The 18,879-nt window shown below is 58.2% G+C and carries 16 protein-coding genes; 2 read left to right on the forward strand and 14 right to left on the reverse strand.

The window, feature by feature from the left end; genetic code table 11:
• Positions 1 to 10: 10 nt before the first annotated feature.
• From rsmA to HGP17_RS01865, 7 genes are all read right to left on the reverse strand, one after another.
• Positions 11 to 838, reverse strand: a complete 828-nt coding sequence (gene rsmA, locus HGP17_RS01835; protein ID WP_168805413.1) for a 16S rRNA (adenine(1518)-N(6)/adenine(1519)-N(6))-dimethyltransferase RsmA — start codon at positions 836 to 838, stop codon at positions 11 to 13.
• Entirely contained in the window at positions 838 to 1,863 is a 1,026-nt protein-coding gene (gene pdxA / locus HGP17_RS01840) for a 4-hydroxythreonine-4-phosphate dehydrogenase PdxA (RefSeq protein WP_168805415.1), read from the reverse strand. The genes rsmA and pdxA overlap by 1 nt, the downstream gene beginning before the upstream one ends.
• 6 nt (positions 1,864 to 1,869) lie before the next feature.
• Entirely contained in the window at positions 1,870 to 2,757 is an 888-nt protein-coding gene (locus tag HGP17_RS01845; protein WP_246703975.1) for a peptidylprolyl isomerase, read from the reverse strand.
• Positions 2,758 to 3,022: 265 nt separating this feature from the next.
• Positions 3,023 to 5,398, reverse strand: coding sequence for an LPS-assembly protein LptD (locus HGP17_RS01850; RefSeq protein WP_168805417.1), 2,376 nt, complete (start codon positions 5,396 to 5,398; stop codon positions 3,023 to 3,025).
• The gene (lptG, locus tag HGP17_RS01855) at positions 5,399 to 6,484 is read right to left on the reverse strand and encodes an LPS export ABC transporter permease LptG (protein ID WP_168805418.1); all 1,086 of its coding nucleotides are present in this window, start codon (positions 6,482 to 6,484) and stop codon (positions 5,399 to 5,401) included.
• On the reverse strand, positions 6,481 to 7,659 hold the full coding sequence (locus HGP17_RS01860) for an LptF/LptG family permease (protein ID WP_168805419.1): 1,179 nt from the start codon (positions 7,657 to 7,659) through the stop codon (positions 6,481 to 6,483). The genes lptG and HGP17_RS01860 overlap by 4 nt, the downstream gene beginning before the upstream one ends.
• 104 nt (positions 7,660 to 7,763) lie before the next feature.
• Positions 7,764 to 8,546, reverse strand: a complete 783-nt coding sequence (locus HGP17_RS01865) for a phosphatase PAP2 family protein (RefSeq protein ID WP_246703943.1) — start codon at positions 8,544 to 8,546, stop codon at positions 7,764 to 7,766.
• A 207-nt stretch (positions 8,547 to 8,753) separates the two neighbouring features.
• Between HGP17_RS01865 and HGP17_RS01870 the strand changes: the two genes are divergently transcribed.
• Together HGP17_RS01870 and HGP17_RS01875 are read left to right on the forward strand one after the other, a co-directional pair.
• Positions 8,754 to 10,250, forward strand: a complete 1,497-nt coding sequence (locus tag HGP17_RS01870) for a leucyl aminopeptidase (protein ID WP_168805421.1) — start codon at positions 8,754 to 8,756, stop codon at positions 10,248 to 10,250.
• A gap of 32 nt (positions 10,251 to 10,282) precedes the next feature.
• Complete coding sequence (locus HGP17_RS01875; RefSeq protein ID WP_168805422.1) at positions 10,283 to 10,732, forward strand: DNA polymerase III subunit chi; 450 nt, start codon at positions 10,283 to 10,285, stop codon at positions 10,730 to 10,732.
• A gap of 82 nt (positions 10,733 to 10,814) precedes the next feature.
• Here the strand turns inward: HGP17_RS01875 and HGP17_RS01880 are convergent, their stop codons facing one another.
• From HGP17_RS01880 to HGP17_RS01910, 7 genes are all read right to left on the reverse strand, one after another.
• Complete coding sequence (locus tag HGP17_RS01880; RefSeq protein WP_168805423.1) at positions 10,815 to 11,360, reverse strand: GrpB family protein; 546 nt, start codon at positions 11,358 to 11,360, stop codon at positions 10,815 to 10,817.
• Between the two features lie 75 nt (positions 11,361 to 11,435).
• On the reverse strand, positions 11,436 to 12,359 hold the full coding sequence (locus HGP17_RS01885) for a Gfo/Idh/MocA family oxidoreductase (RefSeq protein WP_168805424.1): 924 nt from the start codon (positions 12,357 to 12,359) through the stop codon (positions 11,436 to 11,438).
• An 81-nt stretch (positions 12,360 to 12,440) separates the two neighbouring features.
• On the reverse strand, positions 12,441 to 14,495 hold the full coding sequence (locus tag HGP17_RS01890) for a prolyl oligopeptidase family serine peptidase (protein WP_168805426.1): 2,055 nt from the start codon (positions 14,493 to 14,495) through the stop codon (positions 12,441 to 12,443).
• 115 nt (positions 14,496 to 14,610) lie between these two features.
• Complete coding sequence (locus tag HGP17_RS01895) at positions 14,611 to 15,501, reverse strand: polysaccharide deacetylase family protein (protein WP_168805428.1); 891 nt, start codon at positions 15,499 to 15,501, stop codon at positions 14,611 to 14,613.
• A gap of 105 nt (positions 15,502 to 15,606) precedes the next feature.
• Positions 15,607 to 17,496 (reverse strand): ABC-F family ATP-binding cassette domain-containing protein, encoded by a 1,890-nt coding sequence (locus HGP17_RS01900; protein WP_168805430.1) that lies wholly within the window; start codon positions 17,494 to 17,496, stop codon positions 15,607 to 15,609.
• Between the two features lie 49 nt (positions 17,497 to 17,545).
• Positions 17,546 to 18,049 (reverse strand): hypothetical protein, encoded by a 504-nt coding sequence (locus tag HGP17_RS01905; RefSeq protein WP_168805432.1) that lies wholly within the window; start codon positions 18,047 to 18,049, stop codon positions 17,546 to 17,548.
• A gap of 156 nt (positions 18,050 to 18,205) precedes the next feature.
• Positions 18,206 to 18,715 carry a DinB family protein gene (locus tag HGP17_RS01910; protein WP_168805434.1) on the reverse strand — a complete coding sequence of 170 codons (510 nt, stop codon included), beginning with the start codon at positions 18,713 to 18,715 and terminating at the stop codon, positions 18,206 to 18,208.
• Between the last annotated feature and the right edge of the window lie 164 nt (positions 18,716 to 18,879).

The following is an 18,879-nucleotide window of genomic DNA, read 5'->3' on the forward strand; positions in this document are numbered from 1 at the left end:
TCACGGCGGTTTACAGGCAATTGGCAAGCCGGCAGAACTCTTCGACGGAAAGCGTCTCGGCACGCCGTTGTGGATCGATTTCAGCCTTGAGCAGTAATGCTTCGCCGCCGATCGGCTTCAAGCTCTGGCGAAGCATTTTCCGGCGCTGGCCGAAAGCGGCTTGCGTCACTTTCTCCAACTTCTCGATAGCGCAGGGAATTGGGTTTTCCTTCGGCGTCAGATGCACCACCGTTGACGTGACCTTCGGTGGGGGCGTGAAGGCCTGCGGAGATATGTCGAAGGCCATCTGTGCCTGCGTGCGCCAGCCGCAAAGAACGCCCAGTCTACCATAATGATCGTCGTCTTCGGCTGCGACGATCCGCTGGCCGACTTCCTTCTGGAACATCAAGGTGAGGGATTGCCAGAAGGGAGGCCACTCCGGCGGCAGCAGCCAATTGACGAGCAGCTGGGTGCCGACATTGTAGGGCAGATTGGCAATGATCTTTACCGGCCCTTGCGGTACGAGCGCCGCAAAATCGGTCTTCAATGCGTCGCCCTCGATCACCTCGAGGCGGCCCGGGTAATGATCGGCAATTTCCGCCAGGGCAGGCAGACATCGCGCATCGCGCTCGACAGCAATAACCTTCGCGGCACCGAGCGCCAGGATGGCGCGGCTAAGGCCACCAGGCCCTGGCCCGACCTCAAAAACGGTAACGCCTTCGAGAGAACCAGCCGTGCGGGCGACTTTCTGTGTCAGGTTGAGATCAAGAAGAAAATTCTGGCCGAGCGCCTTGCGCGCGTCGAGGCCATGGCGCTGGATGACATCGCGAAGAGGCGGCAAGCCGTCGAGAGCAGCCATTATGGGTTGCTTCCTATCTTGCCGCTCATCTCGCTTGCCAGCTTGAGAGCCGCCACGAGACTGTCCTCCTTGGCGATGCCTTTGCCGGCAATGCCGAAGGCCGTGCCATGATCCGGAGAGGTACGGATAAAGGGCAATCCAAGCGTCACATTGACGGAATCGTCGAAACCGAGTGCCTTGGCCGGGATCAATGCCTGATCGTGATACATGCAGATGGCGACATCGTAGCGACGCCGCGCTTCATCGTGGAACATTGTATCGGCGGGGAGAGGACCAAAAGCGTCGATATCTTCATTGCGAAGCGTCTCGATTGCCGGGCGCACGATTGCGTCGTCTTCCTTGCCTAGCGCTCCATTTTCGCCTGCATGCGGATTGAGCCCGGCGACCGCCAGCCGCGGCCTGGAAATGCCAAAGCGCGTCCGCAGATCGTGATCGGTGATCCTGCAGGTTTCGGCAATGAGATCCGAGGTCAGGGTTTGCGGCACATCCTTGAGCGGAATGTGAATTGTGACGGGAATGGCACGGAGCTTGGGGCCTGCCAGAAGCATGACGGGCATGACCGGCCTGCCGGTTGCGCGTGTCGCAAGATCCGCAAGAAATTCCGTGTGGCCCGGAAAACCGAAGCCTGCATCGTAAAGGACGGACTTGGCAATCGGGTTTGTCACGACAGCCGCTGTCTTGCCGCTCATGCTGAGCGCCACAGCCGTCTCTATGGCGGTGATCGTTCCTTTTGCCGTATCAACATGCGGCTCGCCAGCAACGACATTCATACCGCCATTGATCGGCAGAATTGGAAGAGCATCGGGAAAAATAGAGAGAGCGCTATCCGGGCCAGCCTCTTTTAAAGGCACATTTATACCAAGCTGCTGCGCGCGCGCCGCAAGGATATTCGCATCGCCAATGAACAGGAAAGGAGGAAGATCCAGTTCGCCACGACGCAACCAGGCAGCGAGCGTGATGTCAGGACCTATGCCCGCTGGATCCCCCTGCGTCAACGCAAGGGGAGTGGAATAACGGAGTGACATCGCCAATCAACGATAGACGATCTGCGCCTTGGAGCGCAATTCATCCATATATTTCTTGTCGTTGGCACTGACGCCCTGAGCATTGTTTTTGCCAAGATCTTCGGCGCGGAAAACGGCGGCGGCGGCGACGTCATCGTTGACCTGACGCTGCGAGCAGATGGCGATATATTCGACACCGCGATCCGTCACGACAGCGCTCGTCGTATTGCCGGAGGCCTTTTCAAGCAGTGGCTTCCAGATTTCCGGCACTTCCGGGGCAAGCACGCGGCCAAGGTCCTGGACGGAAACGTCCCGCATCGTGGCGGCAAATACTTTCGCCTGGTCGCAGCCCGGGAACTTCGAGCGCGATGCCTCGGCTTCAGCCTTGCGCTGGTTCAGGATCGCATTCCGCTTCGCCGTGGGGACAACGAAGACGATCTGCTTGAGGAAATATTCCGTCGTGACGGGCTTCGTCTTGTTTTCCGTCATGCGGGTGACGAGATCGTCGTTCGAGATTTTGCTGGATGCACCAAAACGAGCATTCACCACGCGCGGCCAGCTCATGGAAACGGCGATATAGGATTTGAAGTGGTCGACGGTCACGCCCATCTTGTCGAGAATCTGGCCGAGCTGCTGGGGCGACATCTTGTTGCTGGATGCGAAACGTCCGAAGGCGGCATCAACGTCGGATGTCGAAACGGACATGCGCAAGCGGGAAATCTCTGCGCGCTTCAATGTCTCATCGACGAGCTGATCTTTGGCGAGCTTGTTCAGGTCGCCCTTCTGTCGTTGCAACTTGAGGAAGTTGACACGCTTGGCAATGTCGCCCGAAGTAATGACCTGATTGTTGACCAGGACCTTTACTTCGCTTGCGGCAAAAGCAACATCGCTGCTCGGTACGGCGAAGCTTGCCATGACAAGGGCTGCAGCTCCAAAAAACAGAGCGCGCATCGGTGTCTTTCCAGAAAACATCAACTACCCCTTCCCAAGGTCTTTCGATCACTATGAGCCGTATCGGCACACCGTAGACGCAATAAGGCAACTTCGCGCCACATGTCTACAACAAGCGCGATTGATTGCAAAATCCTTGCGGCGAAACAATGACGCAAAGAGAGTGGTAATCCACCCATAAAACAATAAAGCCGGCTGTGAAGCCGGCTTCTTGCTGTTTCTTGAAATATCAGAACGTTGCGTCCTGAACACTGCCGAGATTGACGTCGCCAAGCGTACGGAAGGTCAGGCGGGCACCAATAGACCAATCGCTTGCAGCCTGGTTGGTCGAGTCTTTCTTGTTCAGGAACGAAATGCTCAAGATCGTGCATTCGTCTTCATACGACAAGCCAACACCCTGACGGGTGAATTGGTCGTTGTTGATATCGTAGCTGACCGTTCCGAAGACAGACCAATATTCCTTGAATTTGATCTGCGCGCGGGACTGAATTTCGTCCTGGTCGCTTGTAAAGCCATACTGCGGCTGAGCCGCAATGTGCGTGTAGATCAAGGATGTCTGGAATATGTCATTCGAGAATCCAACCGACGTATCGCCGCGACGGAAGGCAAAGTCCTTCTCATCGAAGCGATAGGAGGTTGCCAACGAGATACCCTGTGGGGTCGTGAGACCGAACATCGTCACGTAGTCGGATCGGGTGGTCTCAAGTCCGGAATCTGCGCCTACACCCGCCAGATCGGCCGTGGCGAACGAGTTTCGCCCAGCAAGCTGATAGGACTGACCAAAGATATGCTGGAACTTGTAGCCGCTGTCGAAGCTGGCCGTGTAACGCCAGCCAAGGTTGGCGCGCGTGCCGCCTTCAACGCGGTCAAAGCCGGAGAACTTGTCGCGATCAAACAGGTTTGTCGCGTCGAAGACGAAGCTTTGTGCGTCCTCGTTCGGCAAGCGACCGCCAAGCTGTTCGTCGGGACGCACATAAATCTGCGCGATCGGCTCGAACACATGCGTGCTGTTGCTCGTCGTGATCAGGAACGGGTACTTGGCTTCGAGACCCCCCGTAACCATGCCGCGAGTGGCAAGGTCGCTGTTATCGTAGTTTCCTGAATAGTCGCCAACCGGCGAATCCATATTCAGGCCGTATATATCACCACGGGCAGCTGCCAGCGGTGTCAATACCAAGCCCTGATCGGTTGTGAAGCTGCGTTGCCACTGCAGCTCGGTGCTCAACCGCGTGTAGCTGCCGGAAAGTCCCAGAAAGCGATCGTTTAAGCTTGAATCGCCAAGATTGTAGAAATTATCCAGCGTCGACGCCTTGTCACGCGATAGATGCGTGAAGTTCATCGTTGCGGATAGCTCACCACCGTAAACCGACTTCGGATCGACATAGTGATAGTCGATACTCGGATAGACGACCGCCTGCTGCTTTTCTGCAAGGCTGTTATCATCGGCGTTCTGTTCGTTGAAGTAGTAAGCGCGCATATCGAAATAATTGCGCTTTCCGATCCCAGTCAAATAAGCCTGATTGGTGCGGGTGCTTTGGTCGACACCATCCAAACCATAGGTGCGCGAGAAATTATTATCGCTCTGCGCCATCACATCCCAGCCGAACGTCCAGCGGGGATTGATCTTGAAATCGGCCTTCGACGAAATCATGCCGCGCGTCTTATGCTCGGCATCGCTGGTTCCTGCGGTAAAGGCCTCAGGATCCATCTGGCTGATACCGGCAACACGCAGAGTATGCGTGCCGTTTTCGAAGCGCTGGCGGAATTCGCCTTCGAGCAAGAGGCCCTGGCCGGTGTAGCCGGTCGCCGTGACCGTCGCGTCCATGCTGGGCGAGATCACGTAATAATAGGGAACCTTGACGCCGACGCCGAGGCGCTGCGAAACGGTGACCGATGGGAACAGAAAGCCCGACTTGCGCTTGACCGTATTATCGGGAACCGTGATCCACGGAACATAAGCGATCGGCTGCCCGAACAGTTCGAAGCGAGCATGTTCAAGGCGCACCGTATGCGTAACGCCGTTCTGAACGACGCGCTGCGCCTTCACCTGCCACAGCGGCGCGCGGCCGGCTTCGGAACAGGACATACAGGCCGTGTAGACGCCCTTAGTCAGAATCATCTGCGTGCCGCCCACGCGCTCGCCCTTTTCGGCGGCGAGACGGGTGTTGTCTGGCATTTCGATACGCAGAGAATTGACGAAACCGTCTGAGAAACTGTCGGTGACATCCATTTTGTCACCGTACATGCGATTGCCGTCCGGGCTGATCAGCTCGACATTGCCGAGGGCAGTCATGCGTCCGGATTTCTGATTATATTCAACTCTTTGGGCGACCATTCTATAGCCGCCATAGTTGATCTGAACGGCACCGCTGGCGGTGACGATCTGCGTGTCCTTATTATAGATCAGTTCGTTTGATGAAAGGACGAGCTTGGAGCCGTCCGGCACGTTGACCTTGATGGGAGAGGTCACAGCACCAGCGCCGCCATTGTTGTCGGTGGCCTGGGCATAAACTGCGACCGGGCTCATCATATACGCGCATGCGGCCGTGCCCGTAACAAGGGCACCCACAAACTTCTTAATACTCTTGCGGTTGGCTGCCGCCACTTAGCCGTCCTCCTGATGAAGCAGGATCGTTGCCCCGAATGCTAATGCGACGATCACGGGTATCCATGTCGCCACGAAGGGAGGAACCACTCCGCTGCTCCCGAATGCCTTTACAAGCACGGTGACAACATAAAGCACGAAGCCGGAGAGGATTCCACCCAGAATCACGGAGCGCGATTGGTTGAATCTACTGAATTTTAAGGACACAGTTGCGGCGATCAGAGTCATTGCCACCAGAAGGAAGGGCTGCGACGCCAGCGAGTTGAGCTGTGTTTCGAGTGCGTTGGTCGAGATTCCGAAGGAATGCGCGACCTTAATTCGATTAGGAAGATCATAAAAAGCAATGGTTTCCGGCTGTGCGAGACGCTGTGAGACGAAATCCTGCTTCAGATTGGTACGGACCTGTATCGAAGCTTTATGATCGGGAATTTCACCCGGTCGACGTTCGACAACGTTGTTAAGAAGCCAGTAACCATCTTCCAATTTAGCCGACTGAGCGTCCTGTCGGAGAACGATATTCCCCTGTGAATCGAAGTGGATAAACACGACTCCCATCAGCGTGGTGCCGTTGTTCAAAATGGCTTTGGCACCGATGATGGTATCGTCTTTTCCGCTCGACTGACGCAGCCACGGAACAGAAAGTGTATTGTGATAGGACGGGTCGCCGCGCAGGTCGGCTTCCATCGTCTCGGCAAGCCTCTGCCCCCAGGCCGCGACCGGATTGAGCGCGAGCATCGTCAATAGACCGACGCAGAAGGCTCCCACCACGAAAGGTGTCATGAACTGCCAGACGGAAATGCCGGCAGCACGCGCAATCACCAGTTCGCGGCGTCGGTTGAGTGCGATCAGCACGGTCATGCCAACGAAGAGGGCGATGAACGGCACGGTCTGCTGCAGAATGAACGGCAGCCTGACGGCGGTCATCAAAAGCCCGACCGGGACAGTGTATCCGGGCAACCCGGAAAGCCGGCCTGCGGTCTCGCTGAAGTCGACGAGATAAACGATGGAGATAACGCCCAGGAAGAACCAGAACGTCGTCACGATATAACGCGTAAAGAAATAGCGCCCCAGCGTGCTGAAAATCATGCGCCACTCCCATCGGAGCTGCCAGGTGCGGCAGGCAAGCGCTCCTGGACCTTCTGACGCCAGCCGCTAAGCGCATTGCGGATCGAAACCGGCATGGACATCTTGCGATTTCGCATCAGCAGGGCGATCGCCACAAGCGTCGCCGCTATGTTGAGGCCGTAGAGCACATAAATGAAATGTGGTGAGTTTTCGATCTGGTTGGTCGCATAGAAATCTGCCCACCTCAGCGCAAAAGCCAGTGTCAGCGCAGATACCATGGGGTGCAGCCGCGCCTCGCGGTGCGAGCGCGCATCGCCCGCGATCACAAGGGATATCAGCGCGAAGATCGCAGGCAGTGCCCAGTCATTCAGGCGGCGATGCAATTCCGTCCGGTAGCCGCTGGGCTTTGCCTTGTAGTCGGCATCGTTCGGATCCGGATTGAGCAGGAAGCTGAGGCTTCGGTCGCTGGCGCGCAGGGTAGCCTGTCCGCGATTCTGCGTCATGTCGGAGAGGTCGAATGAATAGGAATCGAACTTGATGACAGAGACGTTGCCATCGGCGGTCTTGCGGTGAACTTCGCCGTCCTTCATCAGCAGGGAGGAGCCGCTCGGATCGACGGCGCCTTCCTTGGCATAATAGATGAGATCGAACGCCGGATCGCGCGAATCGACGACAAACAGACCCTTGAGAATACGCCCAGACAGCCGCTGGCTGATCTGGACATAAAGACCGTCATCGATACGACGGAAATTCTTCTCCTCAATCACCGTGGAGAGAAGGTCAGCGTAGGCTTCGGCCACCATCTGTCGCGCAGCAACGCGTGCCCGCGGTTCGACCACATTGTCAACGAAGAAGGAGAACACGCTGATCGCGATCGCGAGAATCATGATCGGGCGGATGATGATGCTACGCCGGGCGCCGGCCGCTTCCATGACCGTCAACTCGGAATCGCTGTTCATGGCCGTCAGCGTCTGCGTGATGCCGATCACAAGGGCGAATGGTAAAACGATCGGGATAATCGTTGGCAGGATAAGCGTTGCGAGCTTTGCGAAAGACCCGATGGACTGGCCGCTATCCGTCACGAGGTTGATGCGCTGCAGAACCTGGGTCGTCCAGATAATAGCAAGCACTGGCAGCAACGCCACCAGGAACATCATACCGACACGCCGTACGATATATGTTTCGAATAACTTCATGCCCGCCCTTAAAACGCAAACGCCCGCCGGGCAAGCCGACTGAGATTCATCCTCCTCTACGCTGTTTGCGTTTTTTTGGCGACAACCAACTCGCAAAAAAATCGTTAATTTTCTGAGATTCTTCTGTTGTGTGTCGTTTGGGATAATGCCAGCAGCGCGGCGAATATGACAAGCGAGGATAGCCAGCCAAGGACGGCGTCGGAGAGGTAATGTCCACCGAAAGCCACGCGAAGCGCCGGGATCAGCAGGGAAACCGCCGCAATCGGCAGGGCGACCGCTGAGCGCATCGGCTGCGGGATAATGAAGATCAGGCAGAACAGCCAGCCCGCGCCGGCAGCTTCACCGGAAATGAAAGAGCAGTTGCTGACACATTTGCCGACGAAGGATCCCGCATGCACGAAATCGAGCGTCCCGCCGAACAGATCGGTTTGCCTCGGGCGAGGGCGGCCTGAAAAGGCTTTGAGCCAGAGATTGACGATCAGAATCGGACCGATCAGCAGCGAGCCTAGCGCGATCTTGAGGTTTTTTGCCCGAAGAGTGTTGAACGTGGCGCCATGCTGTTGCCAGCACTGAAACAGCATCCAGCAAAGCGCGATGGCCGTTATATAAGGAAGCTGGTAAAACACCTCGCGCAGCATCTGCATCCGCGAATCGCCGCTATAGGGGAAAATGCCGCAGATCCGGTCGGGCTTCACGAGAGAAAGACACTGCTTCGGCAAGAAGAACATGTTGGCGACGGCAATGTCGATCTGTGGAAAGAGCGAAAACAGACCCAGCAACGCCCACCAGAGACAGAACAGGGCAATGAAGGCATCGCCGGCAGTTCGAGGGCGCAGGACTTCGGGAAAGCGATCCTCGCGGTTCAAACTGTTGAAGTCTATGATCAAGGCAGCGTCCGCTAAAATAATTGGCGCCATGCTGGGATGGCAAAATCGACGATGCCTCCAGTTTACCAGCGCTAAATGACAGGGATTTGAAGCCGCCGGCCTGCTTCTTCGGGGAATGGCTTTGCCAAAGGGTTGTATTCCCTAGGCAAACCTTGAATGATGGCTGTTGAATAAGTCTTCTACCATCGCATGTTCATCGGAGCCGAAATGTCTGTGAAATTCGAGATTTCCTTCGCCAAGTCAGCCCGCCTCAATGGTGGTCTGGCCATCCTTCTGAAAGGCACGGAAGGCGAGTTGCCCGCGGGCGCAGAGACTGCCGATCCGGCAAACATTTTCGCCAAGGCCGCGCCTGTCTCCGGTTTCAAGGGCAAGGCGCTGAGCAGTCTGGATATCATCGCCCCGGAAGCTGCCCCCGTCGATCGCATCATCGTCGTCGGCGCTGGCAAGGCTCGCGATTTGCAAGCGCATGACTGGTTGAAGCTTGGCGGCACCGCAGCCGCAAAAATCCGCAATGTCGAAAAGGTCGCCATCTTCCTCGACGCGCCCGGCATCGAAGTGGGGGCCAAAGAGGCTGCGGATTTCGCTCTGGGCATGCTGTTGCGCGCCTACAGTTTCGATACATACAAAACGAAGAAGGGCGATGACGACGAGAAGGCCGCCGCCCGCAAGGCCGTGAAAGTCACCATCGTCACGCAGGATGCCGCAGCCGCCAAAAAGCTGTTTGCAGCATCCGAGGCGATTGCCGGTGGTGTGATCCTGGCACGCGATCTCGTCAATGAACCGCCGAATGTGCTTGGCCCGGTCGAGTTCGCCGCCAAGGCCAAAGAGTTGGAAAAGCTTGGTGTCGAGATCGAAATCCTGACCGAGCGTGAGATGCGCCGTCATGGCATGGGCGCGTTGCTCGGTGTAGCCCAGGGTTCGGCTCGCCCGCCACGTCTTGTCATCATGCATTGGAAGGGCGGCAAGGCGAAGGAGAAGCCGGTCGCGTTCATCGGCAAGGGTGTCGTGTTCGACACGGGCGGCATTTCCATCAAGCCGGCGGCCGGTATGGAGGATATGAAGGGTGATATGGGCGGCGCAGCCGCCGTCACAGGTCTGATGCATACGCTTGCCGCGCGCGGCGCCAAGGTCAACGCCATCGGCGTCATCGGTCTGGTCGAGAATATGCCCGACGGCAATGCGCAGCGTCCCGGCGATATCGTCACGTCAATGTCGGGCCAGACGATCGAGATCATCAACACGGACGCCGAAGGTCGCCTCGTTCTCTGCGATGCGCTCTGGTACACCAACGACCGTTTCAAGCCACAGTTCATGATCAACCTCGCGACCTTGACCGGCGCAATCCTGGTTGCCCTCGGCAATCTCCAGGCGGGTCTGTTCTGCAACGATGACAAGTTGGCGAACGAACTGACTTCGGCAGGTCTCGTGACCGATGAGCGCCTGTGGCGCATGCCGCTCGGCAAGGAATACGACAAGATGATCGACAGCAAGTTCGCCGATATGAAGAACACCGGCGGCCGCTATGCCGGTTCGATCACCGCGGCGCAGTTTCTCAAGCGCTTCGTCGGAGAGACGCCGTGGGCGCACTTGGATATTGCCGGCACGGCCATGGGATCGGTTCAGGACGAGATCAATCAGTCGTGGGGATCCGGCTTCGGCGTGCGGCTGCTCGACGAGTTGGTTCGCGCCAACTACGAATCGTGACCGAGCAGATTTTGTAAGATAGAAAAGACGGCATGACCGAGGTTCTCTTCTATCACCTGACCGAATCGAAACTGGAAGATGCCCTGCCGCCGTTGCTCGACAAAAGCGTTGAGCGCGGCTGGCAGGTCGCTGTACAGATGCGCGAGCCGGTACGGCGGGATCTTCTCGACACCCATCTCTGGACGTATCGCGAAGACAGCTTCCTGCCGCACGGCACGGATGAAGGCGATATGGCGGAACGGCAGCCCGTCTTGCTCACCGTCACGGCCGACAACGTGAACAATGCGACCGTCCGCTTTTTTGTCGATGGGGCCGAGGTTGCGGATGTCGGTTCTTATCAGCGTGTCGTGCTGATGTTCGACGGCTACGACCAGGAACAGCTGGAAAGTGCGCGCGCCCAATGGAAGCGACTGAAAGGCGAGGGGCATAACCTCACCTACTGGCAGCAGACGCAGGACGGTCGCTGGGAGAAGAAGGCCTAGCGCGAAAAGACTGAGCGATTGAGGGTTTCTATAGGAAGCCGAATTGCCAAAGGCCGCTTGCGCGCAGCCCTTGAAGCCGGCGCTATTCGCTTTCCGCCAGGATCTTCTGGATGAAGTCCTTTTTCGCGGCTGTGTAGGCTGCGCGATCATTCGCATATTTGGTGGCAAGTTCGACCTTCAGCGCCTCATAGGCATGGGCGAGGTCAGGACGATTGCGCATGCGATCGCGGAAAAGAAGGAAATGGCGCCAGGTGGGGCCTCCATGCTCGACCACATGCACGAGATGCGTCCGGGTTTCCCCCGGAATGCCGCGGCCGAAAATGTGATCGTCCGGCACGATATTGCTGCCGGCATAGTCGTAGCCGATGGAAGCCATCGGCTCGACGCAGGCCAGCCCATCCTCGAAGCGCCGAACCCCGACGGCGATGTCGATGATGGGCTTGGCTTTGATCTCCGGGATGGATGTGCTGCCAAAGTGCTGGATATCGACGGCAAGATCGCCAAGAGCGCCGCGAATGGCGGCTTCTTCCAGCAGATAGGCTTCGTGCCATCGTTGATTTGGTTCGGAGAGCCGGACGGATTTATTGCCGACGCCGAGACCGAAGGGTTGTTCATTTTCCGCTGCCATCGGCAACTCCCCGATGAAGATAATGCGCCACGCTAGCACGTCGCGGGGCGCGTTGTCTGTATCGGGCAAGGCCAATCAATCGTAAAATGCTTCGACGAATTTGCGTTTGCCGAGCATGAAAGCATCCGCCACATGCCGCAGCGGCGAAACGTCGACGTCGGATGTCCCGGCTTTGACGATTTCGGCAAAGCGACGGTAAAGCGAAGGATATTCGGCCTCGGGCGCGGAGAACGTCAGCTCGCCATTGACGGAGAGCTTGGAGCCGCCTTCTGCGAGAACCATCTGGCCGGCATCCGTGTCGGCGACGATATCCCAGCTCTGCTTGCCCGTCTGGCGCCAGTCGAATTCGGCATGGACGGGAAGACCGGCACCGCTCTTGAAATGTAGGTCGGCTGCGATCGGCGAATCCCGGTTTTCCGGAAACTCCAGCGTGGCGCCCGTCAAGAAGAGCGCAGGCAGAATGTGGGTGACGATCGAAAGGGCGTTGATGCCGGGATCGAATACGCCAAGGCCGCCGGCCTGCCAGATCCATTCCTGATTTGGATGCCAATGGCGCACATCTTCCTTCCAGATGACGTGCGCGCTCCGGATCGTGGTCCCGGCGAGAAAGGTCTTTGCCGCTTCGACAGCCGGTGCATAGCGTGAATGCCAGCTTGCAAACAGCGAGACACCCTTGGATTTCGCGAGGTTCTCTAGGTCCGCGACTTCGCTGAGCGTCGCACCCGGCGGCTTCTCCAGGAAGACATGCTTGCCGGCGATAAGCGCCTTGTAGGCGGCCTCATAGCGATATTGTGGCGGCATGCAGAGCGAGACGGCGTCGATCGACGGCACTGCCTCCAGCATGGCTTCGATCGTCGTAAACGATGGAATGCCTTCGACCGTACCATGGCGGCTCGCGGTGGCGATGAGTTCGAAATCCGCGTTGTTCGCGATCGATGGGAGATGCTGATCACGGACGATCTTGCCGACGCCGACGATAGCGAGCTTGATGGGGGACATGGGTGTCTCTCGATTAGTATGATTATTGACGCGATCTTTAACAGAAAGCCGCTCGCGGGCAAGAGCGCTCCGAAGCGCCGATCAGCCAAGCTTCTGCTTGACGATCGTTTCCCGCAAAAAGCTGTAGCCGAGTGCCGTGCGTATAGCGAGTTGCAGCGACGCTCCATCGCCGCCATGGCCGCCTGAGGTGAATTCGTGGAAAAGCGGATGATGACCGAGAGTCTCAAGCTGCGCGGCGAAACGTCGTGCATGCGAGGGATGGACCCGGTCGTCATTGCTCGAGCTTTCGATATAGATCGGCGGATAGTCGATTTCGGACGCCGGCTTGACGTTGTGAAGCGGCGAATATGACTTGAGATAGTCGAGGTCGGCCGGATTGTCGGGGTCGCCGTATTCGTCGATCCAGGCTCTTCCTGCGGGGAAATTGTGGAAGCGCGTCATGTCCAAGACAGGCACCTGGCACCAGATCGCGCCGAAATCATGCGGGTAGCGGGTGGCCATGACACCGGTGAGCAACCCTCCGTTACTGCCGCCATTACCGGCGATACGGGATGGTTTGGTATAGCCGCGAATGACGAGATCCCGGGCCACAGCGGCAAAATCCGCGAAAGCCTTATGCCTTCCGTGCCCCTTGGCGGTGCGATGCCAATTCGGCCCGAACTCGCCGCCGCCGCGAATATAGGCCATCACATAGGCGTTGCCTTGCGAGAGCCAACGGCCGATGACACCGGAATAATAGGGCGCAAGCGAAACGTCGAAGCCGCCATAGCCGTAGACGAGAACCGGCAGCTCACCTTTGGTCCAGTCTTTCGGCAGGGCGATATGATAGGGCACCCTCGTACCGTCTTCGGAAGTCGCTTCCAGCAGGACGGAAGTCATGCCTTCATTGTCGAAATAGCTCGGCGAACTCGCGACAAGCTTGAGTTCGAGCGGCTCGTTCCGATTGCTCAGGTTCAGATGATAGTATGACGGTGTCTGCAGGAAGCCCGAGCCGAAGATCTGCAGCGTGTCGTCGCCTAGATGCAGGTCCGAATGAAGTGGCCGGAAAGATACGGTCTGGACGTCTGCGGGCAGGGAGATTTCCTGGATCTCGGCATCCTGCTTTGTCAGGTCCACAACGAAAAGGCGCGGTTGCATATTGTCCGAGACGATGAAGGCGCACCATTCGCGCATCACCTGGAACTGCGAGACGGATTGTCGTTCGCCGGGCGAAAACAGAATGCGCGCGGTTGCGACACCCTGGGGTTCATGCGGCAAAGGCTGCAGCGCCAGGCTGCCGGCGGGGATTCGTTCATCGGTCTTGGCAAGCCATGCAAGATGAGAATGATTGAAGCCGAAGTCGATATCCTTCGGTAGATCGATCCGCCGCAGCGAGCAGTCCGGCTCTTCGATAAAGAGGCTGCAATTGCCGATTTCGTGGCCGGCGACGAAGATGCGGACCGGCCTGACATCGGTTTCGATGGAAAGGCCGGCGAGTACGGGGTCGAAGATCGAGCAGGAACCGTAGATGTCGCTGTCGTCAGCGGCATAGAGAACCGGCGCATCGGCTGGAGCATCGCCGCGCCTCAGCCGCCGGCCGACGCGCGGCCAGCCGGAGCGCGTTGCGGATTCTCGGTCGATCGAGCCGAAATAGGCGATCTCGTCGCGGCTGAGCCACGTTGCGTGACAGCGCACCGGCGGGGTGTCGAACCCGCCTTCGACGATGTTTTTCGTCTCGCAATCAAACTCCAGAAGACGCATCGGATCGGAACCGCCGTCGGACAGGCACAAAAGAACGCGCGTCGGCTCCCACGGACAGGTAATGGCGCCACGCCAAAGCCACGACTTGTTGTCCGACGCACTGAAGGCATCGAGATCGAAGATCGGTTCCCACGGAGCGTCCGGCAGCGGCGCCAGATCGGCTGGCAACCGATACCAGCGGCCAAGCGGGTGATCGGCGCTACGGTGGAAATCGAACAACCAATTGCCGCGCCGGCTGGGCGCAATCAGCCGATCCTCACGCTCGATCATCGCCTTGATGGCATCGCGATCCGCCTCGAATTCCGGCGTCGTGAGCAATCGTTCGGATTCGGCATCCTTATCGGCGACGAATTTCAGAGTGATCGGATCGTCGTCACGTTCAAGATGGAGATGCATGGAAACCCAAACCGCTGATTGATGATATGATTTGCATGCACCAAATCAAAATAAAGCCCCGGAAGCAACCGTGCTTCCGGGGCGCGAGAGGCTTGCAGGTTCGAGATCGACGGTTTCAGCGGACCATCTTGGTGTCTGCCTGGGCCACCATATTGGTCGCCGGCGCGGGCGCATGCCTGTATTTCAGGGTGACGACCTTGTAGCCCTCTTTCTCCAGACGGCTCAGGAGAACCGGCAGCATTCGCACCGTGCGCTGGTGGATATCGTGCATCAGGACGATGCCGCGGCCACGCTGGTGCAGCTGCTTCATGGTGCGATCCACCACGGAAGCAGGCGTCGAGGTGAAATAATCCTTGCTGTCGATATCCACGTCCATGACGATCATGTCGCGTGCGGCGATCGCCGTGCGCAAACGCTTGGAATCGGCGAGATAGGGGAAGCGGAAGAACGGCACGTCGGTACCGATCGCCTTGGTGACGGCATCCTTGCCACGGGCAATCTCGGTCATTGCCGCATCGAAGGTCATCTTGTCGAGATCGGGATGGCGGAAGGTGTGGCTGCCGATCGCATCGCCATGCGCGAGAACCTCGCGTGCCGTTGCCGGGTGAGCCTGCGCCATTTCGCCGACCATCATGAAGGCGGCCTTGACGCCGAACCTGTCGAGCGTGGCGAGAATGCGCTCGGTCTTGCCGGGAGCCGGGCCATCGTCGAAGGTCAGGATGACCTCTCTGTCCGCGAGGCGGATATCCTTGAGCGAGGAGACTTCAAGAGTACGGCCGGCGAGATTGTGCGGCCCGCTTGTGTCTTCCAGCTCCTTGGAGTCCAGATCGGCGACGAGCCATTTCTTCGGCTCCATCTCGATGGGATCGTTGGCCTTCAGGGGCTTGTGACGCGGCTCTTCGGCTGCATAGCCGGTTTTGAGCGACGCATCGGCATTCGGCTTGGTCGCACAGCCTCCCAGAGCCAGGGTCATGGCAAGGCCAGCCAGTAAAGCGCGGTAGTTCATGAGAATCGCTCAACAATATGTCTATGAAAGTTGAGCGCATTTTCTGCAGTTATGGTTAATGAACGGTTAGGATCGGGTTCTCATTTGTTAAGCACCGGTAAGATCTTAGCCGGCCATGGCGCTTTCATATTCTGAAGAAAGCTCCAGCCATTGTTCTTCGGCCGCGGCAAGCTTTTCGGCCGCATCCGAGCGCTGTTTGGCCTTTTCCGCAGCCTTTGCCGGTGCCTTCTCATAGAGCGTCGGATCCGCAAGCTCCGCATCAAGTGCCTGAATCAGTTTCTCAAGCTTGCCGGTCAAGGATTCGATTTCGTTGATCTTCTTCTTGAGCGGGGCCAGCGAAGCGCGTCGATCGGCGTTGAGCTTGCGTTGATCCGCCTTGGAAACGGAATCGTCGCTTATGCCGGTCTTGGCCTTGTCGTCTTTCGACTTCGGGCTGGCGACGACGAGATTGCGATACTCCTCGAGATCGCCGTCGAACGCCGTCACCGTACCATCGCGGACCAGCCACAGCCGGTCGACGGTGGCTTCGATCAGATGGCGGTCGTGCGAGATCAGGATTACCGCGCCGGAATAGTCGTTCAACGCCTGGATCAGCGCGTTACGGCTGTCGATGTCGAGATGGTTCGTCGGTTCGTCGAGGATCAGAAGGTTCGGAGCGTCGAAGGCGGCAAGACCCATGAGCAAGCGAGCCTTCTCGCCGCCGGAAAGGTCCTTCACCTGTGTGTCCATTTTCTCCGTCGCCAATCCCATCTGCGCGACGCGGGCGCGCACCTTGGCCTCCGGCGTTTCGGGCATGCGTCGGCGCACATGTTCGACCGCCGTCTGGTTCGGGATCAGGTCGTCCAGCTGATGCTGCGCGAAGAAGCCGATCTTCAGGTTCGGCGCGAGCCTGACATCGCCGCTTTCGGCGTCAAGCCGGCTGGAAATGAATTTAGCGAAGGTTGATTTGCCGTTGCCGTTCGAGCCAAGCAACGCGATGCGATCGTCGGCATCGATGCGCAGATTGAGACGCTTCAGGATCGGCTTGCCGGGTTCGTAGCCGACGGCGCCGCCGCTGACGGCAATGATGGGGGAGGCGGGTTGCTTTTCCGGCTCCGGAAAGCTGAAGCCCATCACATGGTCTTCGATAACGGCAGCGACCGTGCCCATGCGCTCCAGTGCTTTGATGCGGGACTGCGCCTGTCGTGCCTTCGAAGCCTTGGCCTTGAAGCGGTCGATGAAGCTTTGCAGGTGCTTGCGCGCCGCGTCGTTCTTCGCTTTCGCCTTCATCTGCAGCTCGTCGGCTTCAGCCTTCTGCCGTTCGAACTGGTCATAGGAGCCGCGATAGAAGGTGAGCTTCTTTTGGTCGAGATGCACGATGGAATTGACCGCCGTGTTCAGGAGGTCACGATCGTGCGAGATGATGATGACCGTGTGCGGATAGCGGCGGATATAATCCTCCAGCCAGAGCGTGCCTTCAAGGTCGAGATAGTTGGTCGGCTCGTCGAGCAACAGCAGATCCGGCTCGGAAAACAGTACAGCCGCAAGAGCCACGCGCATGCGCCAGCCGCCGGAGAAAGACGAGGCGGGGCGCTTCTGCGCCTCGTGATCGAAGCCGAGGCCGGCGAGAATGCTTGCGGCACGCGCTTCGGCCGAATGCGCGCCGATATCGGCAAGGCGTGTCTGAATATCGGCGATGCGATGCGGATCGGTGGCGCTTTCCGCTTCCTTGAGCAGGGCGGAGCGCTCCTTGTCGGCGGAAAGCACGATGTCGATCAAAGGTTCTTCGGTTCCCGGCGCTTCCTGCGCAACCTGGCCGATGCGGGCATTGCGCGGGATGGAGACTGAACCGCTCTCGGCAGCAAAATCACCTGTGATGATCCTGAACAGTGTGGATTTGCCGGCGCCGTTCTTGCCGACGAGGCCTGCTTTCGTGCCCGCCGGAAGCGTCACGTTGGCATGGTCGATGAGGAGGCGGCCGGCAATGCGGGCGGAAAGATCGGAAATCGAAATCATGGCGCGGTTTTGGCCGAACTCGGCGCCGAAGGCAAGAGCGTGAGGGTGCTTAGGCGCCCGTGTTTTGCAAGGATTTGGGGAGGTTGGCGCAGTTGCGGAGGCGCTCGGTCAGCTCCGTTTCATAGAGCATCAGGTTGCTGAGCGAGGCGTTGAGGCTGTCGAGGGCGGGATTGGCATCCGCCGCCGTGTCCATTTCGCGGGCGACGCGCTGCTTTTTCATCAGTCCCTTGGCGAGCTGATCTGCGACCTCGCGTAGCATTTCGGCTGCATCACTTTCGGATTTACGCGCCACCAAGCCGCAATGGCTGACCAGACGGTGCTTCAGGCCGATTTCGTCGAGGCCGCTTTGAGAAGGCTGGCGTCCAAGTGCTTCGATCTCTTCGGCAATCCCGCGATCCTGGCCGTAAAGGGCCTCATAGAAAAGCTGGTAATTGCGCGGCAGGCTTTTCACCTTCAGCCGCGTCATGAAGCGGCCGATGATTTCGAGTTCGGTTTCCTCCGTCTCGTCCTCATCGACCGTATATGTCGAAACGCTTTTGTGCGAGTCCTTCATGCCTGCTCATGACCGTCTGCTGATATATTTCATCATAGTGCCGGCTCGCAGATTAAGGGAACATGAACAAAATACCCTATGTTTGCGGCAACGCAATAAAATGAGGCAGATGCTCAACGCTTGGGCGAGGCGGCGAGCAAAGCGCTCGCCCGATGCTTACATCCAACGCATCCCATCGCCGCGCAGGAAATGCAAAAGATCCAGAACAAGCGACGGCTTGCCCATGGATGTCAGGATCATATGACATTGGCCGCGATGATGGGTGTGGTGGTTGAACATGTGTGCGATCGCCAGATGGAGAGGGTGGGTGATCGCGCCCGGGCGCAGGACCGAACTGTAGGTGACATCGGCGTCGAGCGCTGCTTCACTGAGCGTGTCGATCCAATCCGTGATCTGCCGATCCTGCGTCTCGCGTGATGCCCGAAGCTCTGCGAGCTCCTCATGCAGGACGACGCCGAGCGCTGCGGGTGGCTCGCCGCTGCCGTCGAAGCGATGCATCCAGAGCCGGTCCGCCACCAGCAGGTGGTTCAGCGTCCCGTGCAGCGAGCCGAAGAAAGCGCCACGATCTTCCCGGAATTCGGCATCGCTCAGCTGCGCGGCCGCATCGTAAACCTGAATATTTGCCCAGCGATTGTAGTCGGCAAGCATCTTGAAATGTGTGAGCATATTGTCTCCTCTGCGGTCGTGATCATGCAGGAGCCAGCCGGGCCTCTCAACCGTCGCGTTGTTACTTGCCGGTCTACCAATCGGGCGCCCGCACTGTGACAGCGGCGTGAAATTGGGCGATCCCCCTTGTTTTCGGGCTTTGAGGCAGGTAAACACCGCCCACT

This window comes from Rhizobium sp. P38BS-XIX (assembly GCF_012641435.1).
Taxonomy (GTDB): Bacteria; Pseudomonadota; Alphaproteobacteria; order Rhizobiales; family Rhizobiaceae; genus Rhizobium.